The 19,527-nt window shown below is 58.0% G+C and carries 18 protein-coding genes; 12 read left to right on the top strand and 6 right to left on the bottom strand.

Annotation, left to right across the window (positions count from 1 at the left end; all coding sequences use genetic code 11):
• Positions 1 to 62: 62 nt before the first annotated feature.
• Both purE and purK read left to right on the top strand, forming a co-directional pair.
• The gene (purE, locus tag DEU53_RS00090) at positions 63 to 572 is read left to right on the top strand and encodes a 5-(carboxyamino)imidazole ribonucleotide mutase (protein WP_110865667.1); all 510 of its coding nucleotides are present in this window, start codon (positions 63 to 65) and stop codon (positions 570 to 572) included.
• The gene (purK, locus tag DEU53_RS00085) at positions 569 to 1,633 is read left to right on the top strand and encodes a 5-(carboxyamino)imidazole ribonucleotide synthase (protein ID WP_110865666.1); all 1,065 of its coding nucleotides are present in this window, start codon (positions 569 to 571) and stop codon (positions 1,631 to 1,633) included. The genes purE and purK overlap by 4 nt, the downstream gene beginning before the upstream one ends.
• Before the next feature lie 116 nt (positions 1,634 to 1,749).
• Here the strand turns inward: purK and DEU53_RS00080 are convergent, their stop codons facing one another.
• The 3 genes from DEU53_RS00080 to ybbA form a co-directional block, all read right to left on the bottom strand.
• Complete coding sequence (locus DEU53_RS00080) at positions 1,750 to 2,493, bottom strand: class I SAM-dependent methyltransferase (RefSeq protein ID WP_110865665.1); 744 nt, start codon at positions 2,491 to 2,493, stop codon at positions 1,750 to 1,752.
• Between the two features lie 82 nt (positions 2,494 to 2,575).
• Positions 2,576 to 4,993, bottom strand: a complete 2,418-nt coding sequence (ybbP, locus tag DEU53_RS00075) for a putative ABC transporter permease subunit YbbP (protein ID WP_110865664.1) — start codon at positions 4,991 to 4,993, stop codon at positions 2,576 to 2,578.
• The gene (ybbA, locus tag DEU53_RS00070) at positions 4,990 to 5,676 is read right to left on the bottom strand and encodes a putative ABC transporter ATP-binding protein YbbA (protein WP_101762379.1); all 687 of its coding nucleotides are present in this window, start codon (positions 5,674 to 5,676) and stop codon (positions 4,990 to 4,992) included. The genes ybbP and ybbA overlap by 4 nt, the downstream gene beginning before the upstream one ends.
• Between ybbA and tesA the strand changes: the two genes are divergently transcribed.
• From tesA to DEU53_RS00045, 5 genes are all read left to right on the top strand, one after another.
• Positions 5,644 to 6,270: a multifunctional acyl-CoA thioesterase I/protease I/lysophospholipase L1 gene (tesA, locus tag DEU53_RS00065; protein WP_176971305.1), complete on the top strand. Its 627-nt coding sequence runs from the start codon at positions 5,644 to 5,646 to the stop codon at positions 6,268 to 6,270. The genes ybbA and tesA overlap by 33 nt on opposite strands.
• 31 nt (positions 6,271 to 6,301) lie before the next feature.
• Positions 6,302 to 7,075, top strand: a complete 774-nt coding sequence (locus DEU53_RS00060) for an SDR family oxidoreductase (protein ID WP_101762381.1) — start codon at positions 6,302 to 6,304, stop codon at positions 7,073 to 7,075.
• Between the two features lie 79 nt (positions 7,076 to 7,154).
• On the top strand, positions 7,155 to 8,009 hold the full coding sequence (locus DEU53_RS00055; RefSeq protein WP_101762382.1) for a co-chaperone YbbN: 855 nt from the start codon (positions 7,155 to 7,157) through the stop codon (positions 8,007 to 8,009).
• A 63-nt stretch (positions 8,010 to 8,072) separates the two neighbouring features.
• Entirely contained in the window at positions 8,073 to 8,987 is a 915-nt protein-coding gene (locus DEU53_RS00050; RefSeq protein WP_110865663.1) for an SPFH domain-containing protein, read from the top strand.
• The gene (locus tag DEU53_RS00045) at positions 8,984 to 9,445 is read left to right on the top strand and encodes an NfeD family protein (protein WP_225608369.1); all 462 of its coding nucleotides are present in this window, start codon (positions 8,984 to 8,986) and stop codon (positions 9,443 to 9,445) included. Before DEU53_RS00050 ends, DEU53_RS00045 begins: the two co-directional genes overlap by 4 nt.
• On the opposite strand, the gene cueR is transcribed toward DEU53_RS00045, so the two are convergent.
• Entirely contained in the window at positions 9,421 to 9,837 is a 417-nt protein-coding gene (gene cueR, locus DEU53_RS00040; RefSeq protein WP_110865662.1) for a Cu(I)-responsive transcriptional regulator, read from the bottom strand. The genes DEU53_RS00045 and cueR overlap by 25 nt on opposite strands.
• Positions 9,838 to 9,933: 96 nt before the next feature.
• On the opposite strand from cueR, the gene copA reads away from it, so the two are divergent.
• From copA to ybaK, 3 genes are all read left to right on the top strand, one after another.
• Positions 9,934 to 12,453 (top strand): copper-exporting P-type ATPase CopA, encoded by a 2,520-nt coding sequence (copA, locus tag DEU53_RS00035; RefSeq protein WP_110865661.1) that lies wholly within the window; start codon positions 9,934 to 9,936, stop codon positions 12,451 to 12,453.
• Between the two features lie 68 nt (positions 12,454 to 12,521).
• Positions 12,522 to 13,322, top strand: coding sequence for a TraB/GumN family protein (locus tag DEU53_RS00030; RefSeq protein WP_110865660.1), 801 nt, complete (start codon positions 12,522 to 12,524; stop codon positions 13,320 to 13,322).
• Positions 13,323 to 13,583: 261 nt separating this feature from the next.
• Positions 13,584 to 14,063, top strand: coding sequence for a Cys-tRNA(Pro)/Cys-tRNA(Cys) deacylase YbaK (gene ybaK, locus DEU53_RS00025; RefSeq protein WP_110865659.1), 480 nt, complete (start codon positions 13,584 to 13,586; stop codon positions 14,061 to 14,063).
• Here the strand turns inward: ybaK and DEU53_RS00020 are convergent.
• Positions 14,060 to 14,929, bottom strand: a complete 870-nt coding sequence (locus tag DEU53_RS00020; RefSeq protein WP_110865658.1) for a LysR family transcriptional regulator — start codon at positions 14,927 to 14,929, stop codon at positions 14,060 to 14,062. The two genes, ybaK and DEU53_RS00020, sit on opposite strands and share 4 nt — an antisense overlap.
• A 90-nt stretch (positions 14,930 to 15,019) precedes the next feature.
• Between DEU53_RS00020 and DEU53_RS00015 the strand changes: the two genes are divergently transcribed.
• On the top strand, positions 15,020 to 15,451 hold the full coding sequence (locus DEU53_RS00015; protein ID WP_110865657.1) for a multidrug/biocide efflux PACE transporter: 432 nt from the start codon (positions 15,020 to 15,022) through the stop codon (positions 15,449 to 15,451).
• Between the two features lie 50 nt (positions 15,452 to 15,501).
• On the opposite strand, the gene ushA is transcribed toward DEU53_RS00015, so the two are convergent.
• Positions 15,502 to 17,253, bottom strand: a complete 1,752-nt coding sequence (gene ushA / locus DEU53_RS00010) for a bifunctional UDP-sugar hydrolase/5'-nucleotidase UshA (protein WP_110865656.1) — start codon at positions 17,251 to 17,253, stop codon at positions 15,502 to 15,504.
• A 459-nt stretch (positions 17,254 to 17,712) separates the two neighbouring features.
• Between ushA and ybaL the strand changes: the two genes are divergently transcribed.
• Entirely contained in the window at positions 17,713 to 19,401 is a 1,689-nt protein-coding gene (ybaL, locus tag DEU53_RS00005) for a YbaL family putative K(+) efflux transporter (protein ID WP_101762391.1), read from the top strand.
• The last annotated feature ends 126 nt before the right edge of the window (positions 19,402 to 19,527 follow it).

Below are 19,527 nucleotides of genomic sequence, written 5' to 3'. Positions count from 1 at the left end.
TGTGCCCTTCTTCGCCTGCCCGCCCGGCCAGGTTCGTTTGCATATTCACAGGAGTTGACCGCATGTCATCCAACGCCGCCCCGGCCCGTATCGCCATTGTCATGGGTTCCAAAAGTGACTGGGCTACCATGCAGTTCGCCGAGGAAATTCTTAACAGCCTGGATGTTCCCTTCCACGTTGAAGTGGTCTCAGCTCACCGTACGCCTGACAAACTGTTTAGCTTCGCGGAAACCGCAGCCGACAACGGTTTTCAGGTGATCATCGCCGGTGCCGGCGGTGCAGCCCATTTGCCGGGCATGCTGGCCGCGAAAACGCTGGTGCCGGTGCTGGGCGTGCCCGTGCAAAGCGCGGCGCTGAGCGGCGTCGATAGCCTCTACTCCATCGTGCAGATGCCGCGCGGCATTCCGGTGGGTACGCTGGCGATTGGTAAAGCCGGTGCTGCCAACGCCGCTCTGCTGGCGGCACAGATTCTGGCGATTCACGACAGCGCGCTGTCAACGCGCATCGCCAACTGGCGTCAAACGCAAACCGATGAAGTGTTGAACAACCCGGATCCGCGGGAGGACGTATGAAGCCGGTTTGCGTCTTAGGAAATGGTCAGTTAGGCCGCATGCTGCGCCAGGCGGGTGAACCGCTGGGCATCGCGGTGTATCCGGTGGGCCTGGATGCGGAACCTTCTGCGCTGCCGATCGCCGAAAGCGTGATCACCGCTGAGATCGAGCGCTGGCCGGAAACCGCGTTAACCCGCGAACTGGCGAGCCATCCGGCCTTTGTGAATCGCGATATCTTCCCGCGTCTGGCCGATCGCCTGACGCAAAAACAGCTGCTGGATCAGCTGAACCTCGCTACCGCGCCGTGGCAGCTGCTGGCCGATAAAGCCGAGTGGCCAACCGTGTTCAACTCGCTTGGCGAACTGGCGATTGTAAAGCGTCGTACCGGCGGCTATGACGGCCGCGGTCAGTGGCGTTTGCGCGCTCATGAAACCGATGCGCTGCCGGATGAGTGCTACGGCGAATGCATCGTTGAGCAAGGCATTAACTTCAGCGGCGAAGTGTCGCTGGTCGGCGCGCGTGGGCACGATGGCAGCACGGTGTTTTATCCGCTGACGCATAACCTGCATCAGGACGGCATTCTGCGCACCAGCGTGGCGTTCCCGCAGGCCGATGCCGCACAGCAACAGCAGGCGGAAGCGATGCTCAGCGCCATCATGCATGAGCTGAACTACGTCGGCGTGATGGCGATGGAGTGTTTCATTACGCCAGAAGGTTTGCTGATCAACGAGCTGGCACCGCGCGTGCACAACAGCGGCCACTGGACGCAGAATGGCGCGTCAATCAGCCAGTTCGAGCTGCATCTGCGTGCGGTTTTGGGCCTGGCACTGCCAAAGCCGGTGGTGTTTGCGCCGTCGGTGATGGTGAATCTGATTGGTACTGAGGTGAATCTGGCGTGGCTGCAGCAGCCGCTGGTGCATCTGCATTGGTACGACAAAGAGGTGCGTGAAGGCCGCAAGGTTGGGCATCTTAATCTCACCGATAGCGATCACGCGCGTCTGGCGTCAGCCTTGAATGCGCTGGTGCCGCTGCTGCCGGAAGCGTATGCGAGCGGGATTGCGTGGGCGGTTGAGAAGCTGTAGTTCAGCTGTTTTTCCCTCACCCTAGCCCTCTCCCACTGGGAGAGGGAACCAATCGAGCTAACATCTCCCTCTGGGAGAGGGCCGGGGTGAGGGCATCAGCCCGCCCAGAACTCCCTTTATCCCACCATCTTCATCGCCACATGGCTCCAGCGATTCAGATGCGTAATCTGGAACCCATGCGCACTGAACAATGCATTCAGCGACGCTTCCGAATGAATCGTAATATGACCGGTGCGCGGCGCAATATACCAGTCAGTCATCCCCAAATGACTCACTTCGTCCGTGGTCGCGGTGCTGAAGAAAAACACCCCGCCTTTTTTCAAAAAACCTGACACTTCTGCCAGCGTTTTATGCGGATCCGGCGTATGCTCAAACACCTCAAAACTGGTCATAAATTCATAAGAATTCAGTTCTGGATAATCGCCGGGCACAAACGGATCCCACGCCACCATATCAGTGCCCACTTCCTGCATTAAGCGCGCCAGCGTGCCGGTGCCTCCACCGTAATCCAGCATTTTTTTGCCGTGATATTTTTTGAATAACGTCAAAATCAGATCGCGATTTCTCATCGGTCGATTGATCTCATAGTTAGGATCAAACTGCCCGTAAGCCTCGTTATACATATGCTGTGCATAATCCGCTGGCGTCCAGTCATCGCATGCGTGGGTATACACCAAACCACAGGTCTGGCATTGATGATAATAAATCGCCACGCCGGTGAGCGGATAAGTGTAACGACTGGCATTTTCCGAATGACAGATGGTATTGAAATCGGTCACACCATACAGCGTGGCCTCGCCCTGGCAGACTTTACAGCAGCCGATTTCAACAACGGATTTGACGATAAGTGGAGATGACATGTTTAGCCTTAAATAAGTCTGGTCTGCTTTCATGAGTCGACTCACGCAGACCAGAACTTAAATTTAAGACAAATCGTTTTGCTTATCCGGCACTGAAGCTTCTGAACAGCGCCTTCTGTTTTAATAGTCGAATACCCAACCAGGCACCGCACAGCGAGAGCAGCAGCGCGCCGCCGATCGGCAAGGCGATCCATAACGTCCAGTCTGGCTGCCACGGGAAATCGAAGATCTTGCGCTGCAAGCCCCACAGCGCCGCTTCCGCGCCCAGCGCCGCCGCAATCCCCGACACCACGCCAAGTAGCGCAAACTCACACCATAAGGTGCCGCGCAGCAGGCGCTTACTGGCACCCAACGTGCGATAGACTACCAACTCCTGCCGACGCTGACGCATGCCAACCTGGAGCTGCGCCAGCAACAGCAGCACGCCGCACACCGTTACCAGCACCACCATCACTTCCAGCGCCTGACTAACCTGCGTCAGCACCTGACCAATCTGGCGCATCATGCTGCCGATATCCAGCAGGCTCAGCGTCGGGAATGCACGATTAAGCTGCGCCAGCAGCGCCGGATTGCTCTCCATACGGAAGCTGGTCAGCCAGGTTTGTGGCTGCTGATCGAGCGCGCCCGGCGGGAAGATAAAGAAGAAGTTCGGCCGCAGACTTTCCCAATCCACCTTGCGCAAGCTGGTGATTTTGGCGCTGAACTGCTGGGTATCGCCGCTGAAGGTTAAGCTATCGCCGAGCTTCACACCCAGACGATCCGCCAGCTCCACCTCCATCGACACTTCACCGGGCTGCGGCGGCCAGTTACCGGAAATCAGCGGATTGTGATCCGGACGCTCCGCTTGCCACGTCAAATTAAGTTCGCGATTCAGCGCGTTATCCAGCTGGGGATCAGCCTCTTTACCGTTTAGCCCGGTCAGCCGCGCACGCACAATCGGGTAGAAGGTTTCCGGCTTGAGCTGATGTCCGGCCAGGAACTCGCGTACCTGCGGCACCTGCTCTTTGGTGATGTTCAGCAGGAAATAGTTCGGACTGTCCGGCGGCAGTTGCTGTTGCCAGCGATCCAGCAGATCGCCGCGCATCACCAGCAGCAGCGCCAGCAGCATAAATGACAGCGAAAACGCCGCCAGCTGGCTGAGCGTCATCGCCGGTTGACGCAGCAGACGGTTGATCGCCAGGCGCAGCGCCAGATTGCGCACCACCAGCCGACGCAGCAGCAGCAAGGTGCCCCAGCCGAGTAACGCCAGCAGCAGCGCCAGCATCACCACGCCCGCCAGCAGCGCCCACAGCATTTTGCTGCCCCCCATCAGCAGCGCCAGCAAGCCAATCACCACCAGCGCCATTGCCGGCAGATAGAATCGCAGCGGCCAGACGTTCGCCACCGCATCCCGCCGCAGTACGCGCAGCGGTTGCGTCGCCATCAGCAAACGATACGGACGCAAACCCACCAGCAGCGAAATCACAAACATCGCGCCGATCGCCCACAGCCACGGCCAGAAACTCGCCGCAGGCAGCGCGCCCGGCAGCACCGGTTTCAGCATCAGCAGCAGAATCACTTCAATGCCCTGCCCCAGGGCGCTCCCGACAATCGCCGCCAGCAGCAGCACCGCCAACCATTGACCGATAATCAGCCGCTGCAGCGCCTTGCGCGTTGCGCCCAGCGTTTTCAGCACCGCCACCAAATCGTAGCGGCTGCGGCAGTAATGACTCATCGCCACCGCCACCGCAGCAATCGCCAGCATCAGCGTCAGCAAGGCTGAAAGCAGTAGAAACTGCTGCGCACGCTGCATTGAGCGGCCCAGCGCATCTTCCGAATTTTCCACGCTGATCCAGCGCTGATCGGCTTTTAGCTGCGGCGCGATCCAGCTGTCATAGCGCGCCAGCGGTGCCGGATCGCCGGAGAATTTATAGCGCCAGCTCAGACGACTGCCCGGCTGCACCGCACCGGTTTTCTCCACGTCGGCCAGATTCATTAGCAGACGTGGCGCGGTCTGGAACGGATTGAAGCCGCCATCCGGCTCCTGAATCACTTCCCCGGCAATGCGCAGCGTGGTGTCGCCGACATCCACGCTATCGCCCACTTTCAGATTCAACAGCGCCAGCAAACGCGGTGCGACCAACACCGTGCCCGCTTGTGGACGTAGGCCCGGCGGATCGGTTTGCAGCGTGCCGAACATCGGATAGGCATTGTCCACCGCCTTTACGTCCGCCAGCTGCGGCGTCTCTTGCGCGAAGGTCATGGTCATAAAGTGCAGCTGGCTGCTGACCGACAGCCCTTCATCACGCGCTTTGTTAAGCCACGCTTCCGGCGCGGGCGCGGTGGTGCGCAGCGTGCGATCGCCCGCCATAAAGTCGCGGCTCTGCTGGCTTAAGCCTTTTTCCATGCGATCGCTGAGCGAACCCAGCGCCAGCACGCAGGCCACGGCTAAAGTGAGCGCCAGCCAGACAATCAGCAGCGAGGGCGAACGCCACTCGCGCCAGAACCAGCGCCAAATCATGACTCCTCCCACAACTTGCCGTCGCGCAGCCGTAAGCGACGGTCGCAGCGCGCCGCCAGTTGTTCATCGTGCGTTACCAGAATCAGCGTGGTGGCAAAATCGCGGTTGAGGGAGAACAGCAGATCGGCGATACGATCGCCGGTTTTACGGTCAAGGTTGCCAGTGGGTTCATCGGCAAACAGCAAACCGGGACGGCCGCTAAAGGCACGCGCCAGCGCCACACGCTGCTGCTCGCCGCCCGAAAGTTGGGCCGGCAGATGATGCAGACGATCTTTCAAACCCAGCACCGTCAGCAGTTCCACCGCCTGGCGGCGACTTTCGCGATCGCTGTCGCCACGCAGCAGCGCCGGCAACTGTACGTTTTCCAGCGCATTCAGCGTCGGCACCAGCATAAAGGATTGAAACACAAAGCCCACTTCACGCGCACGCAGCGCCGCTCGCTGCTCTTCATTCATGCTGTGCAGCGGCTGGCCAAGCAGATGCACTTCGCCGCTGCTGCCGTCATCCAGTCCGGCCAGAATGCCCAGCAGCGTGGATTTGCCCGAGCCGGACTCGCCAATCAGGGCGATGGTCTCAGCTGGTTTGACAACCAGCTCAACTCCGGTAAGGATGGTCAGCTGATGCTCTCCCTGACCGACGGACTTAGTAAGATGATGAACTGCAACAATGTTTTCCGCTGGCATTATCCCTTCCTATTGTTATTGCTTCTGCTGGTGTCCCGACTCGCCGCCGCCGATACCTTGCTGGTGTTGGGCGACAGCCTGAGCGCCGGGTATCGGATGTCGGCCACGGCGGCTTGGCCCAGCCTGCTAAATAAAGAGTGGCAACAGCAGCCCAAAGTGGTCAACGCCAGCATCAGCGGAGATACCGCAGGACAAGGGCTGGCGCGTTTACCGGGCCTATTAAAACAGCATCAACCCCGCTGGGTGTTAATCGAATTGGGCGGTAACGATGGCCTGCGTGGTTTCCCGCCGCAGAATATCGCCGCGGATCTGACCAAAGTGATCGACGAAGTGAAAGCCGCGAAAGCGCAGCCGCTGCTGATGCAGATTCGTCTGCCGGCTAATTATGGACGTCGTTATACGGAAGCGTTTAGCGCGATCTATCCGCGCCTGGCACAGCAGTACGACATTCCTCTGGTGCCCTTCTTTATGGAGCAGGTCTACCTGAAGCCGGAGTGGATGCAGCAGGATGGAATTCACCCCAATCCGGATGCTCAGCCGTTTATCGCCAACCTGATGGCGACCGAACTGGCTCCGCTAGTAAAGCATGATTAATGCAGGCGTGTGATTTTTAACGAGTAAAGAAATGCAAAAAACAATTCTCATCACCGGCTGCTCGAGCGGCATTGGTTTGGTCGCCGCAAATGACCTTTTATCGCGCGGCTATCGCGTGCTGGCCGCCTGTCGCCGCGCCGACGATGTGGCGCGCATGGAAGCATTGGGATTTACTGGCGTGCAGCTGGATTTGGATGATGCTGCCAGCGTCGATGCCGCAGCCGATCGCGTGCTGGAACTCACCGATCATCGCCTGCACGCGCTGTTTAACAACGGCGGTTTTGGTCAATATGGGCCGCTCAGCAGCGTTTCGCGTCAGCAATTAGAGAAGCAATTTTCCACCAATCTGTTTGGCACTCATCAACTGACCATGCGCCTGCTGCCCGCGCTGCAAGCCAGCGGCAACGGACGCATCGTCAATACCAGTTCGGTACTGGGACTGATCTCGACGCCGGGGCGCGGCGCCTATGCCGCCAGCAAATGGGCGCTGGAAGCCTGGAGCGATGCGCTGCGTCTTGAAGTGCGCGACTCTGGCGTGCGCGTTAGCCTGATTGAACCGGGCCCGATAAGCACGCGTTTCACCGATAACGTGCATCAGGGCCAGCAGGATAAACCGGTACAAAATCCGGGCATCGCCGCGCGTTTCACGCTGCCGCCGGAAGCGATTTTGCCGAAGCTGCGCCACGCGTTAGAGAGCAAACATCCGCGCCTGCGCTATCCGGTAACGCTGGTGGCCTGGGCGATGAGCCTGCTGAAACGCCTGCTGCCAGGTTGGATACTGGATCGCATTTTGCGCAGCAACTAAGCTGCAACGCAGAATCAAACTTGAACCGGGGCAGCTTGCCCCCATATCCTCAACACACTTTCTGACAAGAGACGTATTCATGTCACACGCTTTGATTATCGACATCAACGAATCCAACCTGCAGCAGACCTTAGAACAGTCGATGCAGCTGCCGGTGCTGTTCTATTTCTGGTCCGAACGCAGTCAGCACTGTCTGGAACTGACGCCGGTGCTGGATCGCCTGGCGCAGGAGTATGCGGGTCAGTTTATTTTGGCGAAGCTGGATTGCGATAAAGAGCAGATGGTGGCATCGCAGTTCGGCCTGCGCTCGATCCCAACCGTTTATCTGTTCCAAAACGGTCAGCCGGTTGACGGCTTCCAGGGACCGCAGCCGGAAGAGGCGATTCGCGCTCTGCTGCAAAAAGTGTTGCCGCGTGAAGAAGAAGTTAAAGCGCAGCAGGCGATGCAATTGATGCACGAAGGCAAACCGCTGGAAGCGCTGCCGCTGCTGAAAGACGCCTGGCAGCTGAGTAACAAAAACAGCGAAATTGGCTTCCTGCTGGCAGAAGTGTTGATCACCCTGAACCGCAGCGACGAGGCAGAAACCGTGCTGGATGCGGTGCCGCTGCAGGATCAGGACACGCGCTATCAGAGCCTGATTTCGCAAATCGATCTGTTAAAGCAGGCCGCCGATACGCCAGAAATTCAGCTGTTGCAGGAGCAGTTAGCCAGCGATCCGACCAATGCCGAACTGGCTGCTAAACTGTCGTTACAGCTGCATCAGGTTGGCCGCAACGAGGAAGCGCTGGAGTTGTTATTCAGCTTCCTGAAAAGCGATCTCAGCGTCGGTGACGGCCAGGTGCGTAAAATGTTCCAGGAAATTTTGGCCGCACTCGGCACCGGCGACACCCTCGCCACGCGCTATCGCCGCCAGCTTTACTCGCTGCTGTACTGATCGGTACCGCGCGTTAAACGGGCCGAACGACTCGGCCCGACAATCTGACAGCCAGGAGGTTATATGTTAACGGTCATTCTCGTCATCATTGTGCTCGCACTCGTTACCGTGTGGGCCGGTGTAAAAATTGTTCCACAAGGTTACCAGTGGACGGTAGAGCGCTTTGGCCGCTACACCAAAACCCTGGCGCCCGGCCTCAATTTGCTTGTGCCGTTCATGGATCGTATTGGTCGCAAAATCAATATGATGGAACAGGTGCTCGATATCCCTTCGCAGGAAATCATCTCTAAAGACAACGCCAACGTCACCATTGATGCAGTCTGCTTTATTCAGGTTGTCGATCCGGCGCGCGCCGCCTACGAAGTCAGCAATCTTGAACTCTCGATCCTGAATCTGACCATGACCAATATCCGCACCGTGCTCGGCAGCATGGAGCTGGATGAGATGCTGTCGCAGCGCGACAACATCAACACGCGTCTGCTGCATATCGTTGATGAAGCCACCAATCCGTGGGGCGTGAAAATTACCCGTATCGAAATTCGTGACGTGCGCCCGCCGCAGGAGTTGATCGCCGCGATGAACGCGCAGATGAAGGCGGAACGCACCAAACGCGCCGATATCCTTGCCGCCGAAGGCGTACGTCAGGCGGCGATTTTGCGCGCCGAAGGGGACAAGCAGTCGCAGATCCTCAAAGCAGAAGGCGAACGCACCTCGGCCTTCCTGCAAGCTGAAGCGCGCGAGCGTCAGGCGGAAGCGGAAGCCACGGCGACGCGCATGGTCTCCGAGGCGATAGCCGCCGGTGATATTCAGGCGGTGAACTACTTTGTGGCGCAGAAATACACCGACGCGCTGCAAAAAATCGGCGAAGCCAACAACAGCAAAGTGGTGATGATGCCGCTGGACGCCAGCAGCCTGCTCGGTTCAATTGCCGGTATCAGTGAACTGCTGAAGGAGAACCGGACGGAGCGCAGACCATGATCCTGATGGAGCTGATTGCGCATCCACACTGGTTCTGGCTGACGCTGGGCGGCCTGCTGTTGGCCGCCGAAATGCTCGGCACCAGCGGTTATCTGCTGTGGAGTGGCTTAGCCGCCGTCGCGGTGGCGCTGATTGAGTGGCTGTTTCCCATCTCATGGACCAGTCAGGGCATTGTGTTTGCGGTGATGACGTTGTTCAGCGCGTTCTTCTGGCATCGCTGGATGCGCTATCGCGAATCGTCGCAGGTCGCTAACACGCTTAACCAACGCGGCAACCAGTTAATGGGCATGCAGTTGACGCTGGATAATGCGCTGAAAAACGGCCTTGGACACGTACGCATTGGTGACAGCAGCTGGCGCGTGCAGGCGGATAGCGATCTGCCGGCGGGCACGCCGGTGATTGTCACCGGCGTGGTCGGCATCACGCTGATGATTCAGCCGCGCTTTCCATCGGCGTGATGGCAGCAACCGGCCAGGTGATTGATGATTGGGCACTCTGCGCTGTCATCGCCCGGGCAAGCCTCCGCCAGCTCCAGCAAGCGCGCGCGCATCGCATGTAACTCTTCGATGTGCGCAGCAATTTCGTCGGCTTTCTGCAAGGTGCGCGCTTTAACATCGGCGCTGTGGCGCGCGGGATCGTTGAATAGCGTCACCAATTCCCGGCACTCTTCCAGCGTAAAACCCACCTGACGCGCCTGACGCAGCAGATTCAGCTCATCAATATGATGCGCCGCGTAATGGCGATAGCCATTGTCACTGCGCGACGGCGGCGTCACCACGCCCTTCTCTTCGTAGAAGCGAATCGCTTTGCTGGTGAGCCCGGTTTTTTTTGCCACATCGCTGATGTTCATCTTTCCCCCTTGACCTTCCATTCAGGGGAAGGTTTAGGCTCTATATCTAATGCAAATTTTGCATGCAGTCAAAATCATTAGCCTGAGGAGTACACCATGTCACACACCCAACTGCTGGCGCTGGACGGCTTGTCCTGCGGCCACTGTGTTAAACGCGTCAAAGAAGCGCTGGAGCAGCGCAGCGATGTTGAACAGGCGGACGTCACGCAGCAAGAAGCGCGCGTGACCGGTGCGGCGAGCGCCAGCGATCTGATCGCTACGGTTAAACAAGCCGGTTATCACGCGGTGCTGAAAGACGGCGCAACCAGCCCAAAGCCTGATCCGTTGACAGCTACAGAGCCGCCGCCGGAGGCGCTGACAACGGAGTCGCAACCGGCACCATCCACTGAAGCCGAGCTTCCTGTGCATCATTTACTGATTGGCGGCATGAGCTGCGCCAGCTGCGTGAGCCGCGTGGAACAGGCGCTGCAAAAGGTGCCGGGCGTCAGTCAGGCACGCGTCAATCTCGGTGAGCGCAGCGCATTGATATTGGGCGATGCAAACGCCGAAGCGCTGGTGAGCGCAGTCGATCAGGCCGGTTATTCCGCCGAAGTGATCGAGGATGAACAAACCCGGCGCGAACGCCAGCAGGTCAGCGCACAGCAGGCCATGCGCCGTTTTAGCTGGCAATCGGCGCTGGCATTGCTGCTCGGCGTGCCGATGATGATTTGGGGCATGCTCGGCGACAACATGATGCTGAGCGCAGATAACCAAACGCTGTGGCGCACGCTCGGCATGATTACCTTGCTGGTGATGGTGATTGCCGGTGGGCACTTCTATCGCAGCGCGTGGCGCAGTTTACGTCACGGTATCGCCACTATGGACACGCTGGTGGCGCTGGGAACCGGCGCGGCGTGGCTCTATTCGATGAGCGTCGCCCTTTGGCCCGAATTCTTCCCACATCAGGCGCGTCATCTCTATTTCGAAGCCAGCGTGATGATCGTTGGCCTGATCAATCTCGGCCACGCGCTGGAGCAGCGCGCACGCCAGCGCGCCTCGAAGGCGCTGGAACGATTACTGGATTTAACCCCGGCGCAGGCGCGGGTCATCAGCGATCAGGGTGAAATGCTGCTGCCGCTCAGCGAGATTCAGTCCGGCATGACGCTGAAGCTGGTCACCGGCGATCGCGTACCGGTGGACGGTGACGTCGCCAGCGGTGAAGCCTGGCTGGATGAAGCGATGCTGACAGGCGAGGCAGTGCCGCAGGCCAAACAGCCGGGCGATAAAATCTTTGCCGGTACTTTGGTGCAAGATGGCACGCTTCACTTTGTGGCGCGCGCCACCGGCAGCCACACCACGTTGGCGCGCATCATCAATCTGGTGCGTCAGGCGCAAAGCAGCAAACCGGATATTGGCCGACTGGCGGATCGCATCTCCGCCGTATTTGTGCCGGTGGTGGTGGCGATTGCGCTGCTGAGCGGGGTTATTTGGTATCTGGCGGGTCCGCAGCCGCAACTGGCTTACACGCTGGTAATTGTCACCACGGTGCTGATCATCGCCTGCCCTTGCGCTTTGGGTTTAGCCACGCCGATGTCGGTGATTGCGGGCGTCGGGCGCGCCGCAGAGTTGGGCGTGCTGGTGCGTGACGCCGATGCGCTGCAGCGGGCCAGCGAAGTCGATACTATCGTGTTCGATAAAACCGGCACCCTGACGCGCGGCACGCCGCAGGTCAGCGATGTGGTGCTGTATGGCGAGTGGAATCGCGAGCAGGTGCTCAGCGCGGCGGCGCAGATGGAGCAAGGCTCCAGCCATCCGCTCGCCAAAGCGATTCTTGAGGCTGCGCCTGCGGTGAGTAACGAAGCGGTTAAGCAATTTCGTACAATACGCGGCAAAGGCATCAGCGCTACAGTTGCCGACAGAACGCTGCTGCTGGGGAATCAGGCGCTGCTGGATGAGCAGCAGGTTGATTACCGCGCCGCGCAGGACGATATCGCGCGCTTCGCCGCACAAGGCGCAACGCCGGTGCTGCTGGCCGACAATCAGCAGCTGCTGGGATTGATCGCGCTGCGTGACAGCTTGCGTCCCGAGAGTAAAGCGGCGCTGCAGCGTCTGCATCAGCAAGGTTATCGCCTGATTATGCTGACCGGCGATCACCAGAAAACCGCGCAGGCCATTGCCGCCGAAGCGGGTATTGATGAAGTGATTGCCGGCGTGTTGCCGGATGGCAAAGCGCAGGCGATTACTCAGTTACAGCAGCAAGGCCGCAAAGTGGTGATGGTCGGCGACGGCATTAATGATGCGCCCGCGCTGGCGCAGGCGGATGTCGGGATTGCAATGGGCGGCGGCAGCGATGTGGCGGTAGAAACCGCCGCCATGACGCTGATGCGCAACGATCTGCACTGCGTCGCCGATGCGCTGTCGATCTCCAGCGCTACACTGCGCAATATGCGGCAAAATCTGTTGGGCGCCTTTATCTACAACAGCCTCGGGATTCCCATTGCGGCCGGCGTGCTCTATCCGTTTACCGGCATGCTGCTGAGCCCGATTGTCGCGGGCGCGGCGATGGCGCTGTCATCCATTACCGTGGTGAGCAACGCTAACCGTTTGTTGCGCTTCAAGCCCGCGCAACGGCAATAGCCATTCCAGCCCTGTTTTTCATGAGATGAAATCGCTAGCATGGTTTTTTGCCTTAAAAAGGACAGGGAATGAGACACGGTCTGTGGCACAGCATCCAACAACGGATCGCGACCCTTTTTCCGGTCAGTTACAGCTGGCCGGCCATGGATATTCAGCTGGGCGATCGTCGTTTGCATTTGGCGGGCAGCATTCACATGGGCACGCGCGATATGCAGCCGCTGCCTGCCGGGCTATTGCGCCAGCTGCATAAAGCCGACGCGCTGATTGTCGAAGCCGATATCACTCAAGGCGAATCGCCGTTCAGCAATGATGATGAACATCCGCCGCTGGCCACGCGACTCGACGACGACGTGCTGCAGCGCTTGCAGGCCTTGTGCGATGAGCTTTCGCTGTCACTGAGCCTGTTCGATACGCTGCCGTTCTGGCAGATCGCGCTGATGTTGCAGGCGCAACAGGCGCAGCGGCTGGGATTACGTCCGCAGTTTGGTATCGATTATCAGCTGTTGCAGGCGGCCAAAGCGGCCAACAAACGCATTATCGAGCTGGAAGGTCCGGAAACGCAGATCGCCCTGCTGAAATCGCTGCCGCAGGATGGTTTGCCGCTGTTGCTGGATACGCTGGAACACTGGCACACCAACGCGCGCCTGCTGCAAACCATGATCAGCTGGTGGCTGGATGCGCCGCCCACCCAGCAACCGGTGGCGTTGCCGACCACCTTTAGCAGCGAGCTGAACGACACGCTGATGCGCAACCGCAACCAGCACTGGCGCGAGCTGCTGCTGGCGTTACCGAAAGGGCGTTATGTGGTGGCGGTGGGCGCACTGCATCTGTATGGCGATGATAATTTGCCGGAACTGCTGAAGAGCTGATTCATGCACATTTCGTAGCGGCGCAATTTATTGCGCGATAAATCGCGCCGCTACGGGCTTGTGCGGTTGATTAATTCTGCGTTCGGCGGAAAAAAAGAAGGCCAATAATACTATTGGCCCGTCAAAGAGGAATTTGTTTATGATTTTGGTTATCACCAACAATCTCTTGCTGGCGCGGGCCAATTCTCGCGCAAAGTTCAGAATTTCGCCACTGTTTTTCCATCAAAACTGAAATAAGAATTTTCCTAACAAGGACCGATCATGACGCCCGCGGTAAAACTTCTGGAAAAACAAAAAGTCACCTTTACCCTGCATCCCTACGACCACGATAGCCACGAAACCAATTTTGGCGACGAAGCGGTGCGTAAACTTAATCGGGATGCGCGCCAGGTGTTCAAAACCTTGCTGGTATCGCTCAACGGCGATGCTAAAGCGCTGGCGGTTGCGGTGACGCCGGTCTCAACCCAATTGGATCTAAAAAAGGTCGCCAAAGCGCTGGGCGCGAAGAAAGCGGATATGGCCGATCCGCAGCTGGCACAGCGCGTGACCGGTTATCTGGTAGGCGGCATTAGCCCGCTGGGACAGAAAAAACGTCTGCCAACGGTGATCGATCGGCAGGCAGCGGAGTTTGCCACCATCTTTATCTCCGGCGGCAAACGTGGGCTGGATATCGAGCTGGCCGCGCAAGATTTGTCTCGCCTGCTGGATGCGCCGCTGGCCGACGTCGCACGGCGCGATTAGTCGGGCTGCTGGGCGCAGAGTTGATCGATCATCCAGCGCCCGGCCGGTCCCGGCGGATTACGCCGCGACCACACCACATCAACCGCGATATGCTGCGGCCAGCCCGGCACCGGCAATTCCTTCAACACTTGATGACCAAACTGCTCCACCAGCCAGCGCGGTAATATACTCCAGCCAAAACCCTGCTCCGCCATCTCTAACAGCAATAAATAAGATGGTGCCGACCACACGCGTCCGGCGGGCAAGGGATCGCGATTTTGTACCCAGGTATTGAGCCGCAGATGCCGCAACTCACCTAACTGCCCTTCACTCACCTGCTGAGCCTGCGACAGCGCATGATCCTGATGAAGGTAGATCGCCATCTGCGCCCCCACTTGCAAGCGTGCCACCGCCAAATCCGGCGGCAATTGTGGCTGCGCCCGCACCACGCCAAGGTGCACGCGCCCGGCTTGTATCAAATCTAATGCATCAGCATCCTCGGCGATCATGCATTCAAAATCGATATCTGGATAACGCACCTCAAACCGGTTAAGCAGATTTTCATGGTGATCCGCTTGCCAAAAATCGGAGATCGCCAGGCTAAGGCGCGGTTCTACGCCCTGCGATAAGCGCACTGCCAGCTCATCCAGCCGCTGGCTGGCGGCCAGAATCTGCTGCACCTGCGCAAACGCGCGCTGGCCATGCTCGGTCAATATCGGATTACGTCCGCTGCGATCAAACAGCGTGAAACCCAGATCGTCTTCCAGATTAGCGATCGCGTTACTGATGGTGGACTGGCTTTTAGACAACGCGCGCGCCGCCGCCGAAAAGGATCCGCTGGCCACGGTTTGCACAAATGCCTCAAGGGATTCCGGGGAATATTTCATGTTGAACCATCGCTTTTATCGATAGGTGATCATTTTATCTTAGCATCACCCAGTGCGAAAATAGGGGTTATCACCAATAAGGAGGTTTATATGCGTACCCGTTCGCTGAAAGAACGTTTTTGTCATGCCGCAGGCTTTGAAGGGTTAGCACTTATCACTGTTGCGCCGCTGGCTGCCTGGATCATGGAGAAACCGCTGTTTCAGATGGGCGCGCTGGCGATTATGTTGTCAACCGTCGCCATGCTGTGGAACATGATCTATAACACCGGCTTTGACCGCATCTGGCCGCCGCAGGTGAAACGCGGATTCGGTTTACGCGCCATGCATGCGCTGGGCTTTGAAGGCGGTTTTATCCTGATTGGCTTGCCGATTGCCGCCTGGATGCTGAATATTTCGCTGCTTGAAGCCTTTGTGCTGGAAGTGGCGTTCTTCCTGTTCTTCCTGCCCTATACCATGGTTTACAACTGGATGTGGGATAAGTTGCGCCACCGTTGGGTGACGCAGAAATCGTGTCAGGCGTGATGTGCATTTGAAAAGAGGTCGCCATGAATGGCGACCTACGAGCGCAGAGTTCAATGTTGTGCGGCGCGCGGCCAGATCCACGCCAGAATCATTTGCGGGTAGCTTGGTTTGCGTTGCTTCTCCAGCGCTTTGTTGCGCTCTTCAATTTGTGCTGCCGTCAGATGCACAATCCCGCCAGGTTGATAATCCGCTACCTTCAGCGGTGAATGCTGGCTGACATACTCACGCAGCACATCCGCATCGCGCTGCCCGCTGTTGCTGAAGCCAGCATGGGTTTCAATGTTCGGATAACCATCGCCGCCGCTGGCGTTAAAGCTGTTAGTCGCCATGCGGTAGGTTTTATCCTTTTGCAGCGGTTCGCCATTAATCTTCACGTCGCTGACGCCTTTACCATCCGCCACCAGGCTGATGTTGCTGAACTGCGCGAAGCCGCCGGAATCCACTTTAATATTGGCAACCGTCGCCAGATAATTCAGCACTTCATTACCCTTCAGCGTCACCGACACCACCTGATTGCCAAACGGCTGCACCTGCAACAAATCGCGCCAGCTGAGATTACCCTGCGCCAGCGAAGTGCGAATGCCACCGCCGCTCATCACCGCAAAGTCCGCTTTGGTCGCCGCCATTTGGGCGCGCAAAATTAGCTGCCCAAGATTGGTCTGCTCAAAGCGTACCTTGTCGCGCTCACCGACAAACACGCCGTCGCTGCTGCCGACGTTGACATCCAGTTTCTTGCCAGCACGCAGTTGATACGGCGTTAACAGCTTCATCATCGCGCTGTTTTTCGGGATCTCTTCCTGCCAGGTGAGCCAGGATTCGCTGCCATCAAGATTTTTTACCTTGTGCTTGAGGTTGACCGGGATCAGCTGGTAATTCTCCAGCGTCAGCTCGCCATTGCGGAAGGTAAAGTCGCCGCGCCCAACAAATTTGCCCCACTCTTTTGCCTGCATGATCCACACGCCGTTTTGCCGATCCGGCTGGCAGGGCTGGCCTGGCTGATAATCTTTTACGCTGACGTTCTCTTTCTCCATGCACACCGCATCCTGCGAATGGCCGCCAATGATCACGTTGAGGGTACCCGGCGGCAGGCTGCGCGCCAGCTCCACGTCGCCCGGCGCATTGCTGCCGTGCTGACCGTCGTCGTAGTGGCCCATGTGTGTCAGCGCGATGATGACATCAGGCTTTTCGCTGGCGCGTAGTTCCGCCACCGCTTTTTCGGTCTCTTTCACCGGATCGCGAATATCAATCGTCGCAATGTTTTCCGGATTGGCGATGCGCAGCGTGTCGGTGGTGGTCAGGCCGATCACCGCAATCTTCAGCCCCATGCGGTTAAAGGTTGCCCACGGCTTAAATAAGCGCGTGTCGGTGCCTTTTTGATAGATGTTGGCCGAAAGGAACGGAAATTTGGCCCACTTCTGCTGCTGCTGTAGCACGCTCAGCGGTTTGTCGAATTCGTGGTTGCCCAACGCCATGGCGTCATAGCCCACCAGGTTCATGCCGCGAATGTCGGGTTCAGCATCCAGCATGTCTGACTCTGGCACGCCGGTATTCACATCGCCCGCCGACAGGATCAGCGCGCCGCCACCTTTGGCCTGCACATCGTAGCGCTGTTGATCCATCAGCGTTTTCTGTGCCGCAAGGCCATATTCGCCCTGTGCGTTCGGCCAGTAACGACCGTGATGATCGTTGGTGTGCAGAATGCTGAAACGATAACTGCGATCCGTTTGCCACGCCTGCGCCAGCATCGGCAGCAGTAACACTGTCAGCGCCAGCCAGCGCCCTTTTCGCGGTGATAAAAACAAAGTCGATCTCCTTATTCTGCGTTTTTCCACTTAGCGGTGGACTTAATGTGCGTTATCGCCCTTCTGTGTCGCACAGATGGCTGGCTAACTCAAGATGAAACACGCATTGCATCATGGCACAGCGTGACGACCAGCGTTTTTAAATTCGCTTCAAGCTGGGACTGACAACCCAATTCTACACCTGGCGGTGACTTTATCGACTTAGGACCGCTTTAACCGTAACAACCCCTGCTGCGAAGCCAATTTCCCCCTGCAACTATTTTTTCCGCGCCACCCTTCATTCTGCGTAATTCCAGCCGATATAGTGAGATAACTGACGAAAATGGAGCTTCAGCTGCGTTTTAGTCTCATTTTTTCAATTTAGTGGGCTTTAACCGCTCAAATGTTTAAACGCGGTAAGGAATTGTGCATTACACTAGGTTGTTACAAGCGGATACATTTGCACACAAGGAGACAGGCATGCATCACACCACACCGTTGATCACTACCATTGTCGGGGGACTGGTCCTCGCATTTCTCCTTGGTATGCTGGCAAACCGCCTGCGCATCTCACCGTTAGTCGGTTATCTTCTGGCTGGCGTCCTGGCCGGCCCTTTCACGCCAGGCTTTGTCGCGGATACCAACCTTGCCCCTGAACTGGCTGAACTCGGCGTTATTCTGCTGATGTTCGGCGTCGGTTTGCACTTCTCGCTGAAGGATTTGATGTCGGTAAAGTCCATCGCCATTCCTGGCGCCATCGCGCAAATCGCCGTGGCGACGCTGCTGGGAATGGGACTTTCATGGACAATGGGCTGGTCGTGGATGACCGGTTTGGTATTTGGGTTGTGTCTTTCCACCGCCAGCACCGTGGTGCTACTGCGCGCGCTGGAAGAGCGTCAGCTGATTGATAGCCAGCGCGGGCAAATCGCCATTGGCTGGTTGATCGTGGAAGATTTGGTGATGGTGCTGACGCTGGTGCTGCTGCCAGCCATCGCCGGCATGCTGGAACAGGGCAACGCCAGCCCAACGCTGCTGTTGTGGGATCTGCTGCTGACCATCGGTAAAGTCGTCGCCTTTATGGTGCTGATGATGGTGGTAGGCCGTCGCGTAGTGCCGTGGATTCTGGCAAAAAGTGCCGCGACCGGTTCGCGTGAGCTGTTTACCCTTGCGGTGTTAGCGCTGGCGCTCGGTATCGCCTTTGGCGCTGTCGAATTCTTTGATGTCTCCTTCGCCCTCGGCGCCTTCTTTGCCGGCATGGTGCTGAACGAATCTGAACTTAGCCACCGCGCGGCGCACGATACCTTGCCGCTGCGTGATGCGTTCGCCGTCCTGTTCTTTGTGTCCGTCGGCATGCTGTTTGACCCGATGATCCTGATTGAGCAGCCGCTGGCGGTGCTTGGCGCGCTGGCGATTATCGTGCTGGGCAAATCCATTGCCGCCTGGCTGCTGGTAACGCTGCTGGGTCATTCACGTCGCACCGCGATGACCATTTCGGTGAGCCTGGCGCAGATTGGTGAATTCGCCTTTATTCTCGCCGGCCTCGGCATCTCGCTCGGCATGCTGAGCGAGGAAGGCCGCAATCTGGTGCTGGCGGCGGCGATTCTCTCCATCATGCTTAACCCGATTCTGTTTAGCGTGCTGGAACGCTACCTCGACAAAACCGAGACCATCGAAGAACAGACGCTGGAAGAAGCGATCGAAGAAGAGAAGCAGATTCCGGTGGATATCTGCAATCACGCGGTTTTAGTAGGTTATGGCCGCGTCGGCAGCCTGCTGGGGCAAAAGCTGATGGAAGCGGATGTGCCGCTGGTGGTGGTGGAGAACTCCCGTCCGCGCGTTGAAGCGCTGCGCGAGCAAGGGATCAAAGCGGTGCTGGGCAATGCGGCACGCGTGGATACCATGGAACTGGCGCGCCTCGACTGTGCCCGCTGGCTGCTGCTGACCATTCCGAATGGCTACGAAGCCGGTGAAGTCGTGACGGCAGCGCGCGAAAAGCGTCCGGACATTGAGATAATTGCCCGTGCGCATTATGACGATGAAGTGACCTACATAATGGAGCGCGGCGCGAATCGCGTGGTGATGGGCGAGCGTGAGATCGCCAACAGCATGCTGCATGTGCTGGAAGAAGAGATTGCGCAGAACCCGATTGTACGTGAGTGCCCGATTTAAGTGAGTGCGGTCTTTAGCAAGGTCGCCATTAATGAACTGAACCCCATAACCTGGACCGTTTAGTTAAAGCGCTGCGTAATGCTGAGTCCTGTACGCTACCGGACTCAGCCCACCCAACCCCATTTT

The sequence above is a fragment of the Pantoea sp. AG1095 genome (genome assembly GCF_003208415.1).
Taxonomy (GTDB): domain Bacteria; phylum Pseudomonadota; class Gammaproteobacteria; order Enterobacterales; family Enterobacteriaceae; genus Pantoea; species Pantoea leporis.
The sequence above is the reverse complement of the archived record's forward strand: the minus strand, read 5'-3'. Positions and strand labels throughout refer to the sequence as shown.